This is a genomic window from Lewinellaceae bacterium, assembly GCA_020636135.1.
Lineage (GTDB): Bacteria > Bacteroidota > Bacteroidia > Chitinophagales > Saprospiraceae > JAGQXC01.
The window spans coordinates 1,075,144-1,086,501 of sequence record JACJYK010000001.1 but is presented as its reverse complement, the minus strand read 5'-3'; the positions used below and the strand labels follow the sequence as shown (position 1 = coordinate 1,086,501).

Genomic DNA, 11,358 nt, shown 5'->3' with positions numbered 1-11,358 from the left:
AATTTCAGAAATCAAGGTATTAAAATTCAAGGACAACATACCCCTCCACACGTGAGGGAATGCATTGCTGTGAGTTTCAGGTGACTGATCAGAATATCTCTATTCGCCCGCCAATATTTCTGCGGGATTGGAATTTGCCGCCCGCCAGGCATGAAAGAACACGGTCAGGGCTCCGAGAAGCATCACGATAAATCCTGCAACCAGAAAATACCAGAAATGCAGTGGTATCCGCAGTGAAAATCCCTGCAACCACTGGTACATGAGCCATCCGATGACCGGCCAGGCCAGAATATTTGCTACGAGAATAATTTTGGCAAAATCCGCTGTTAGCATAAGGATCAGTTGCCCGACACCAGCACCCAACACTTTCCGGACACTGATTTCTTTCACACGTTGCTGAGCCATAAATGCAGACAACCCAAACAACCCCAGGCACGCTACCAGGATAGCCAAAAATGCAAAAATGAAAGACAACTTCTGGAACCTCAGTTCATTTTGGTATTGCGCATTGAAATAATCATCCAGAAAAAAATACTGGAAGGGACTTCCGGGGAATCGTTTGGTCCACTCCGTCTCTATATACCCTATGGTTTGCTGCAGGTTGCCTGCCTGAATCCGCATCAGATAATATTCGGCGTAATCATCCAGTAAGAACAAGGTGGGTTGCACCTCGCTACGCAATGACTCCTGATGATAATCATTCACCACGCCGACGATGATCCTGCTTGTGCCCAGGTCATCTGAAGTGATGGTTTGACCAATGGCATCATCCGGATCCTGGTAGCCCAGTAATTGACTGGCCAGTTGGGTTATGATGCAGGCGGTATCGGCATCCGTGGCAATGTCCTCTGAGAAATTACGTCCAGCCAGCATTTGCATATTAAAGCCATCGATGAAATGTGCATCTATTAAGTTGTAATTGAAGGCATGGGCCATTTCCGGTTCATCCTGATAACGGCGTACATTGACTTTCCACCGCATCTTTCTGCCGGGAATAACCAGGGTGCTCATCACGTCGGAGACCCCTGTATTGCGGGCTATCTCCGTCTTGAAATTCTTAATTTTCTGCATCCTGGTCTCAAAGTTAGCAGACACGCCCGGCTGTTCTACGACGACTATCTGACTTCCATTGAATCCAAGATCCTGGTTGAGCATGAATTTCATCTGCCCGTATACGATCATCGTACCGACGATCAGCGCAATACAAACAGCAAACTGAAAGAGTACCAGCCCCTTACGCAACAGGTTACCACGCCGGCCGGACTCCATTGATTTTCCCAGTATGCGTATGGGCTTAAACTGAGAAAGCACAAATGCAGGATACAGCCCGGATAACAAGGTGCCACCCAATAACAATCCCAATAGCAGCCATACAAAATATCCCTGGTACCATAGTGCAAATCCTCCAAACTGTTCATCCGCAAGATTCGTTACCATCCTGCTGAACGATTTGAAAAACAATGCATATACGCCTACAGCTATACAAAGAGCAAAGGCGTTAACCAGGAATGATTCGGTCAAAAATTGGGTCCACAACTGCCGTTGGTTTGCACCCAATACTTTGCGGACCCCTACCTCATTCGCTCTTTCTACGGATCTTGCGGTTGAAATATTAATGTAGTTGATGTAAGCGATGATCAGGACAAACAGAGCAATCAACCCAAGAAAAGATACGGTCCTCCCATTACCGTTAAGCTCAGGTTCATTATTAAGCGAAGACGTCAAATGGATGGCTGTTACCGGCTGCACCACCATTTGCTCTTCCCGGTTCTGGGCCTGAAGGTCAGGAATTGACCTGGCAACCAAATCCGGCAACTTCGAGGTCATTGCTTGCGCATCTGCACCATTCCGAAGCTTTATATAGGTGTACATGTCTTTGCGCTGCCAGCTTTCATCGAACCGGACTCTTGCTCTTGCTGATCCCTGGTAGCGGCTGAACAAAGTGCTGTAAGAAACCAGGATATCAAATTTCAGATGGGAATTAGCCGGAACATCCCTGACTACACCGGTCACTTCGTACAGCTCATTATTGAAATCATCATCCTGCATGCGCAGGTATTTACCTACCGGGTTGCTGGTCCCGAAGTATTTTTTTGCGGTACTTTCCGAGAGGACGGCCTTAAAAGGCTCCAGGAGAGCAGAGTGTGCATCTCCGGTTACCATTTGATAGCCGAAGAGATCCAAAAATGTCTCACTGGCATACAAGAAGCGTTTCTGTTTGAAGGCAATTTTGTTAAGACCGTCTTCGTAAGTGACAACAATGTTATTCTTGGCGCCCAGGTTATACATACGGGCATACGATTCCACTTCTGGAAAGTCTTTCAGTAAAGCCGGACCCAGGGCAGGATAATTTTCTGCACTCGCCTGGACTAATTCTCCGTTTTGGTACTGTTCCAAACCAATACGATAAATCCTGTCCTTATCCGGATAATATTGGTCGTAACTGGTCTCAAACCGAACATACTGGGTTATCAGGAGAAATACCGTAATACCCAGGGTCAGTCCAAACACATTGAGCAGGGCAATACCTTTTCTTCGCCATAGGTTACGTATGGCTGAGAGGAAATACCGTTTAGTCATGAATAAGTCATTTAGTCAGGAATGAAAAGTATCGATTGTGAACCCAGCATGCATTTCACATCCGTACTGCGCTCACACAATTATTTAAAAATAACTACATCCATCAAAATCGTAGCAAGCAATGTTCTGTACACACTTGATGTTATGAAACAGCGATTTGTTTCCCAACCTGTCCTAAAACTTTCCAGTTTCCTGGCTGACTGCAGTCTCATCTTTAGAATGTCACTTTTCTTTGTCTTGCAATACCACCTACATTTAATCCATGGATTCTTCCTTCTTTGAAATAATACCTTTAATACCTTAACTTGAAGGAATAACCTCCATACCATGAAAAGTATCATTGTACACCTTTTACTATTTACAGGCATATATTCATTTGCTCAGCCAACGGACAGAAATTTGAAAACCGTAACCTTTACGGGAGAAGGCTACGAATTGGGTGTCCAACATGGTAAAACACTAAAGACAGAAATTGCCGGAATTATTGCAGCGTGGAAAAAGAACACTTCCACTGCATTGGAAAAAGACGCTGATGCCGTATTAAAAGATTTTTTTGAATATGCCCACTTTGATGATGCCATTAGAAAATGGACTCCGGACCTGTATCAGGAAATCCGCGGAATAGCTGATGGCTCCGGACAAGCCTTTAATGATATTATGGTCCTGAACCTGCTGGATGAATTTTGGGTATATGTCAACAATCTGAACAATCATCATTGCAGCGGGATTGGTGTACCGGCAACGGGTAGCCGTCCAGGATATATCTCCCAGAATATGGATCTGGAAAATTATACAGACGGATTTCAGGTGATGATGCGCATTGAGAAATCAGGCGATCAACCAGAACAGCTTATCCTGACCCATCCTGGTTTGATTGCTTTAAATGGCTTAAATGAACAGGGCATTGGTGTATGCGTCAACACCCTCATGCAACTGCAAGCTTCCTCAACGGGATTACCGGTGGCTTTTATCATCCGCCGCATCATCCGGTCCACCGACAAAGAAGATCTTTTACAATTTATCCAAACCGTCCCACATGCGTCCGGACAGAATTACATCATCGGCATAAAAGGTGAAGTTTTTGATTTTGAAGCCTCTGCAAATCAGGTCACCCGTTTCAATCCGGTGAACGAAAACGGATCGGTTTATCACACCAACCATCCGCTGGCCAATGACGATGTTAAACCCTGGTTCGCTGCATTTAAACCTTCCGGTCCGAAGGGAACCAAGCAGGTGCAAGACAACAGTTATTACCGCTTCAAAGCCGTGGAACAACGAATAAGTAAAAATAAGGACGTGTCTGAATCGACCATCATGGCAACATTGCGCTCCCGCGATTTTAACAATAATCCGGTGTGTCGCACCAATCTTCAGAATGGAAAAGGATACACTTTTGCATCTGTCATCATGACTATGGCAGACAAACCTTATATCCAGGTTACACCAGGTCCTCCTGATGAATCAGCGTATGAGCGTTTCGAATTTAATGCCAATCAATATGCTGGGTACAAGTAGGACAAAGCTGTTCTTACTAAAAAAGTGAAATTATCCGGTCATTGAAATGAATAACAAGGACTGCTTTTTATTATCGAAACATCCACTTAACTCCATGACCAAATTATCATAGCCAATTCGCCTCAAAATCCCAAAAAAATGAGGAACTACTACTAGTACATAAATCAGATACCTGATTACAATTGAACCCAAACCAACCGGTTACCAAACGGGTCCAGCGTGGTAAATTGCCCCGGTGTCTCATACATGCCTCGAAGAACCAGGCGTGGATCGAGTGCCCGGTATCGCGCATAATAATACTCCAGATGATTTACGGCTATGGTGATTTCCGGGTTGATCTTCGCAGTGGCCCTTTCTTTCCTTTCAGAGAGGTAAATCTCAAGATCCGGGAGTTTAAAAAAGTACCGTTTACCTTTCTGTCTTTTTCCTTTAACCTGCAGGATGAAACGATAGAACTTTTCTGCTTCGTCCAGGTGATTAACCCGGATTTCATACGATGAAGTATGCATTGGATTTCGTTTTGGCAAATACAAGTATCCTTCCCTATTCCGGGAGGTGACCAAAACGATGATGTTAACCGGTAGTACTAGTATAACGTCTCAACCATCAAAATGTAGATTCAGTCGGAATTTTTGGATGGCGGATGCGGATTTTCCAACCAAACAACTTCATCGCCCCGGTGGATCATTCCCGGACGGATCACCTTACAGGTTATTCCTCCATGACCACGCATGGCCTGATAACCGCCCGGACCAAGGTTCTCTTCCATGCGGGAGCAGGGATGGCATGGGCCGGTGCCTTCCAGGATCACTTCACCAATTCGAAAGCGGCTGTACATCAGGCTCTGGACATTGATTCCTGCCACCACCAGATTTCGCCTGAGCAAAGAAGGATCGATCCGGTCTGTCTGCATCAATCCGGCTATCGCCGGCAAATGCTCCCATTGGAGTAGCGTTACCTGGCGCTTTTTACTGCGGCCATGATAATGATCCCCCTCCAGGCCCTGTGTAGCAGTAATCTCTGCTGCTTCCAATTCCTGCACCGCCTCCCGGAATCCGGGTCGGATTCCGATCCATTTGACACTTCCATGATGTGGATATGAGGCCAGTAATTCCTGCATGTTCATATCCAAAGATAGTTATCGAAAGAGATTTTTAACTTTATTAGGTTCAAAGTAAGGCGCAGGAATTGGAAGGAATAAGAGCATACAGCCGGATGGCACTTGTCCTGATTACAATGGGTGTATACCTCTCGGTAATATTATTGAGGAGACTATGGAGCGGGGACGATCTCAGCCATGCGCTGAGGATTCGTCAACGGTGGTGCCGGCTGGCCTTACGCATTCTAAAAATCAGCGTATCCTGGGAAGGTTTTTGGCCTCAAAACCCTGTGATGGTTGAATGCAATCACCGGTCGATGATGGATCCGGTTGTCATTCTGGCGCACTATACCTGCATCCCGGTAGCGAAAGCTGAAATTGCCCGATATCCTGTCCTGGGCAGAGCTGCAGAAGCCACCGGAATTATCTTCCTGCATCGTACCGATCCGAATAGCCGCCGGCAAACCCGGGAAGCCATTGGAAAATGGTTTCAGAGGGGATATTCTATCCTGATTTTTCCTGAAGGAACTACCGGTGGCGAGCAGTTAACCAGGCCATTTCGCAAAGGATCATTTGAAGTGGCCCTTGAGCAGGACATACCGGTCCTTCCTTTGTTGATAGAGTATCTCGATCACGATGTCGCCTGGGAAAGTGGGTCCATGCACCGTCATTTTGTAACCACCTTTGGTAAACCCAGCATCCGGGTAAACCTGAAAATTGGGCAACAAATCCTGGTAAAGGATGCGATGCAGGGAATGGATCAAGTCAAGTCCTGGATGGATGGTCATTTGGAGCGGACGGAAACTCCCGGTTGAGGTCTTGTGTCCGTTTCACAAATCGACATTAACCAGGTCCTTGATTTTGAAATCACTCCGGAAATAATACTTGCGATATCCACCCTATCTTAATGCCAGAATCCTTTGAATAGGGTACAATAGTTATTAACTTCATGTGATGACTCCTGAGCGAAACGCTTGTTCCTACCTGCCGGTAGACAGGCAGGTTCCATAAATGCACCTCGCAACGGTTTCTATAGCATGATGTAGGTTAATCATGAAACAAATTTTGTATCCTCTCCGTGCTATCCTCCGCCTGTTTGGTTTGTTTGGACTTACCTTATTCTATCTGATCTGGGTTCTGATTAAAAATATATTTTCAGGTAATGTAGAAGAAGGTATGCGTTTTCGCAAAGAGGTGTGGGCTAAGCATATGATGAGAATCGGCGGCATCCAGTTGAAACGCGTAGGAACGCCACCTGAGCATGGCCACCTGGTGGTTGTGAATCACCGCTCTTCGATCGACCCATTGATCAATCTCGCGGATGCCTTACTCTTTCCGGTAGCGAAAGTCGAGTTCGGACGATGGCCCATCATCGGACAAGGTGCCTGGGCAACAGGAATTGTTTTTGTTGACCGCTCAAGCACCGCAAGCCGGGCCAGGACGAGAATCGCTATCGCGGAGGCGTTGCGCAAAGGTTTCAATGTGCTGATCTATCCGGAAGGCAAAACCAGTAACCGATATCCTACTCAACTCTTCAAAAAAGGTTCTTTTGAAGTGGCTGCAGAAAATCATTTTCCTGTCCAACCAGTAGCCATGGAATATGAAGACCGCAACGATAACTGGGATCACAGCTGCAATTTCATCCTGCATTTCATTCGGCATTTTGGCAAACCCGTCAGTATCGTAGAACTTAGGTATGGTCCGGTAATCCGGTCGGGCAACTACCGCACGCTCCTGGAAAAATCACAATCCTGGATCGATGGACAAATTGATGTCATGCGATCGGCCTGGGATGGACCAAACTGGAAGGGCAGGCAAACCTCAATCATCCGTCCGGCTACCTCAACACCTTTAAAATGAGGGTGGAAAATTCAATGCTTCCCCTTCATACTGTAAATCATTACAATAACCTAATATAAGATCCCAGGAATTATGCGGCCAGTTTTGTTTTTTTGGAAAAAAAAGATGCGACTCGTACCATTTGTGCTCCTAATCATCTTGCTTCAGTCCTGTACACAGCGCTCTCCGGTATGGATAATCCAGGCACCTGCCGGTGATGAATTCACCCATAAGGAGATGTCCGGAGAGGCAATTCTCCCCAATGGTCGCATCGTGCGGCCAGCAGGATCCTGGATAGAGACTGCTCCACATCCCTATGGACTGGTCCTTAGCCCGGACAATCGTTTCGCCGTCACGGCCAATTCCGGAACCACCCCTCTTTCGATCACAATTATTAAGGATCCGTTCACGGACCACCCCCGGGTGTCCCAAATTCCTGAAGGAGCTAACACGGACCGGGGTGTACTGGCATCTGTTTTCATGGGCCTGGCCATCGATCCGGCGTCCAAATACGTCTATGTTTCCGGCGGACAGACCAATTTGGTCTATCTATTCGACCTGGAAACAGGCCAAAAAATGGATAGCATCTCATGTATGACTTCGGAACAAACGAAAGATGGTTACCTCGGAGATTTGGTACTTTCAGCAGATGGCAATACGCTATACATTGTGGATCAAATCGGTTTTCGCATGGTCATCCTGGATACGAAGGATAAGAAGGTCATCGGTGAAGTTCCGGTCGGTCGCTATCCATTTGGAATCTGTTTATCCAGCGATGGTTTAAAAGCTTACGTCGCCAATGTGGGTATGTATCAATACAATCTACTGCCCGGGATTGATCCTTCAAATGTCGATTCGACCGCCTGGGAGTTTCCTCCCTACGAATACCTGAGTGAGGAATCGCTGAAAGGATATTATACGAAGGATAGTGTGTGGGTGCCCGGCCTGGGCGACCCGAATGTTGCAGAATCTTTTTCTGTATTCACCGTAGATGTCCAAAACCCAGCCGCTCCCGTAGTAATCCAAAAGACGAAAACTGGTAATCGTGTTGGAGCATTGATTGAAGATATCCCTGCCGTAGGAGGTTCCAGCCCGAACTCCCTGGTTGCAACCAATGATTATGTATTCGTATCAAATGGTAATAACGATAACATTTCGGTGTTATCGCCCGCTTCCGACACCGTGGTTAAAACCATCTACCTTAAACCGGACTCCAGGCTTTCATCTTTCCGGGGAGTCATTCCCTTCGGACTGGCATTATCCCCCGACCAAAAAAGGCTGTACGTGGCAGAAAGTGGTATCAATGCCATTGCAGTCATTGATGTTGCTACTCTGGAAGTATTGGGCCATATCCCAACAGCCTGGTTCCCATCCAAATTAAAAGTGAGTGCAGACAATAGCCATCTCATCATCGCCAATGCCAAAGGATTTGGTGCAGGCCCCAATGGAGGTGAGCATTTCACTTCCGGTCCAGAGGGCACCTATGTTGGCAATTTAATGAAGGGCAACGTTCAAATGGTAGCGATCCCGGATGAAACGACGCTGAAATCCATGACAGCTGAAGTCGTTTCAAACAACTGGTCATTCATGCAATCCAATGACTCGCAATTTGCCGGTAGAAAGGATAATCCAATCCCCTTGTATCCGGGCGAAAAATCGTCACCTATCCGGCACATCGTGTTTATATCTAAAGAAAACCGCACCTACGATGAGATATTCGGCCAGATCAAAAGGGCAACCGGCGATCCATCTCTGGCCAGGTACGGGGCCGGGGTCAGCTTCACCAACCGGGAGAAAGAGGACACGGTGCATGATGCCACAGTTATGCCCAATCACCTGCAACTGGCCAGAGCTTATGCCTTTGCCGATAATTTTTATGTAGATTCTGATCATTCTGCTGATGGCCACCGGTGGCTGGTGAATACCTATCCGAATGAATGGACCGAAACCTGTACCTCTGCTTCCTATGGCGGAAACCGGAGCTTTAAATCCGGTTCAAAAGCACCTGGCATCTTCGCAATGAATGGTGCTGCCGGAGCCATCTATCCGGAAGACTACAATGAGGCTGGTTCGATGTGGGATCATTTATTACGGAATGAAGTATCCTTCTACAATTTTGGATTCAGTATCATGTTTGAACCGGGCATTTATAGTCCCGACTTCAAATACCAGGGCATCCGGCACATCATCAACTATCCATTACCTCAGGGTCTGTACGACCGCACCAGTCGCGTTTTTCCATCCTACAATATGGCCATACCAGATCAATTCCGGGTTGATCAGTTCAAAAGTGAGTTTAACCGGATGTGGGTCGATGGTTCGGACACCATGCCTTCATTCGTTACACTGATCATTCCTAACGATCACGGAGCTGGAGAGCGTCCTGAAGCTGGTTATCCTTACCGGGAGAGTTATATGTCGGACAATGACCTCGCAGTTGGTCGTACGGTAGAATTCCTCACTCAAACTCCGTACTGGAAAAACATGCTGATCGTGATCACGGAAGATGACAGTCAGAACGGAGTGGATCATATTGATGCTCATCGCAGCGTACTGATGTTAATCTCCCCATATATCAAGCGCCAGTATACCGGTCATACCCACGTGAGTTTCGGCAGTATTTTCAAGACTTTCTGGAATATTCTTGGCCTGCCCTATCTGAACCAATACGATGCCGGCTCCACGGACCTGGCAGATTTTTTCACCGGGAATCCGGACTACACGCCTTATGAAGCGCTACCGGTGGATGTACGGGTATTTGATCCTCAAAAGGCTCTGGATCCTTTTGACGAACATTTTGACTGGCGCGCCGTCAAAGAATCACCGGAACTGGATGACGTTGATGATTTCCTGGAGGATGCCAAGGAAGATCCGGCCTGGAGACAAAACCAGTGATATCTTAAAATGCAGAAGGCCTTCACAGAAAAGGCCTTTTGCATTTCAGTTACGTCTTGTAAATCATTTAGTATTTCTGGAAGCGAATCACTTCATTGATATTTCCATGTTGTACCTGCAGTACATAGGTTCCATTGGATAGTTGTGAAACCGGTAAAGAATACTGTGTCAATCCAGCTGCAGTCACCCGGTGCATTTGTTCCTTTCCAGTCATATCGAAGACCCGGATCAGGGTCGGTTCAGCATGGCTATCCCAACTCAGGGACAGGAAATCACTGGTGGGGTTCGGATAGGCTTTCACCTGGATACCAGGCCGTAATGCATCCATTTCAACGGAAATGATTTTATGGTAGCTACCGACACCATCGATGTCGACCTGTCGCAACCGGTAATAGTTCAATCCATTGACGGGAGCTGCATCGGTGAAGTGATAGCGATGCACATCATAGCTAGTTCCTGCACCATTTACGCGACCTATCTCACTGAAATTGATGCCATCCGCGCTGCGCTCTACAGCCATGTAGTCGTTGTTGATCTCTGTGGCGGTACTCCAGGATAGATTGATGTGATGTCCCTGTGCTTCGCCTGAAAAAGATAAAAGTGAGATGGGAAGAGCCTGATCGACAGTGATAATTATTCTGCCTGCAGCTCCAGATCCTGAGATTCCGGTTCCATTTGCCTTACCTCCTCCCCCACCTCCAGGTGCAACTCCCGATTGGCCACCTTGATTATTCACGGTCCCTCCATTTCCACCATTTCCTTCTCCTGTACCTCCAGTTGAGCCAGTTGCATTACCTCCATTTGAAATGGAAGTTGCTGAGCCACCTCCACCTCCACCTATAATTCCGGTTCCATTTGCACCGCTACCTCCAGAATGTAGATTAGTACCTGCAATCGGGGTACCTCCTGATCCTCCAGTGGACCCAATTGCTGCTAGTCCTCCTCCTGCTGTTAATGTTACCATTCCAGTTGAAGTATTTAAAGTAATACTGCTGTTGGTGCCATTAACTTCTGGGCCTCCTCCTACACCAACGGTAACATTATAAGTACCACTAGGAACTGTCATTGTTCCACGATTAACATATGCACCACCACCACCACCGCCTGCATGGTTACTATTACCACCTCCACCACCTGCTCCCCAAACTTGTACAGTAACGATAGCCGAATATCCAACTGGTACAGTCCAAGTTCCACTTGAGTTAAAGATTTGACTCATTGGTTGAGCCCTTATCAAGGTTGTCAGGCATATGGCCAGAGAGAGTAAAAATAAACGTTGCATGGTCGCTTGTTATTTGGGCGAAACAGGGACCTATGGGGTTAGCAAGTCAATGTTCCTAGTGCGTGAAAAAATACAAATCAGATTACTAGGTACTAATATATACCAAAATAGATTCATATTGCAACAGACCATTGCAACTTTAACGCCG

Annotated in this window: 8 protein-coding genes; 4 read left to right on the top strand and 4 right to left on the bottom strand. The window is 46.7% G+C overall.

What is annotated here, in order from left to right; all coding sequences use genetic code 11:
- Positions 1 to 99: 99 nt before the first annotated feature.
- Positions 100 to 2,580 carry an ABC transporter permease gene (locus tag H6570_03960; protein MCB9318412.1) on the bottom strand — a complete coding sequence of 827 codons (2,481 nt, stop codon included), beginning with the start codon at positions 2,578 to 2,580 and terminating at the stop codon, positions 100 to 102.
- Positions 2,581 to 2,907: 327 nt separating this feature from the next.
- On the opposite strand from H6570_03960, the gene H6570_03955 reads away from it, so the two are divergent.
- Complete coding sequence (locus H6570_03955; protein ID MCB9318411.1) at positions 2,908 to 4,095, top strand: hypothetical protein; 1,188 nt, start codon at positions 2,908 to 2,910, stop codon at positions 4,093 to 4,095.
- 176 nt (positions 4,096 to 4,271) lie between these two features.
- Here H6570_03955 and H6570_03950 read toward each other — a convergent pair whose 3' ends face one another.
- Complete coding sequence (locus tag H6570_03950) at positions 4,272 to 4,604, bottom strand: VOC family protein (protein ID MCB9318410.1); 333 nt, start codon at positions 4,602 to 4,604, stop codon at positions 4,272 to 4,274.
- 110 nt (positions 4,605 to 4,714) lie between these two features.
- Complete coding sequence (locus tag H6570_03945; protein ID MCB9318409.1) at positions 4,715 to 5,221, bottom strand: MOSC domain-containing protein; 507 nt, start codon at positions 5,219 to 5,221, stop codon at positions 4,715 to 4,717.
- Between the two features lie 266 nt (positions 5,222 to 5,487).
- On the opposite strand from H6570_03945, the gene H6570_03940 reads away from it, so the two are divergent.
- From H6570_03940 to H6570_03930, 3 genes are all read left to right on the top strand, one after another.
- The gene (locus H6570_03940) at positions 5,488 to 6,009 is read left to right on the top strand and encodes a 1-acyl-sn-glycerol-3-phosphate acyltransferase (protein MCB9318408.1); all 522 of its coding nucleotides are present in this window, start codon (positions 5,488 to 5,490) and stop codon (positions 6,007 to 6,009) included.
- 238 nt (positions 6,010 to 6,247) lie between these two features.
- Positions 6,248 to 7,054 (top strand): 1-acyl-sn-glycerol-3-phosphate acyltransferase, encoded by an 807-nt coding sequence (locus H6570_03935; protein MCB9318407.1) that lies wholly within the window; start codon positions 6,248 to 6,250, stop codon positions 7,052 to 7,054.
- A 105-nt stretch (positions 7,055 to 7,159) separates the two neighbouring features.
- The gene (locus H6570_03930; GenBank protein MCB9318406.1) at positions 7,160 to 9,928 is read left to right on the top strand and encodes a bifunctional YncE family protein/alkaline phosphatase family protein; all 2,769 of its coding nucleotides are present in this window, start codon (positions 7,160 to 7,162) and stop codon (positions 9,926 to 9,928) included.
- Positions 9,929 to 9,995: 67 nt separating this feature from the next.
- Here the strand turns inward: H6570_03930 and H6570_03925 are convergent, their stop codons facing one another.
- Positions 9,996 to 10,892: a T9SS type A sorting domain-containing protein gene (locus H6570_03925; GenBank protein MCB9318405.1), complete on the bottom strand. Its 897-nt coding sequence runs from the start codon at positions 10,890 to 10,892 to the stop codon at positions 9,996 to 9,998.
- Positions 10,893 to 11,358: the final 466 nt, after the last annotated feature.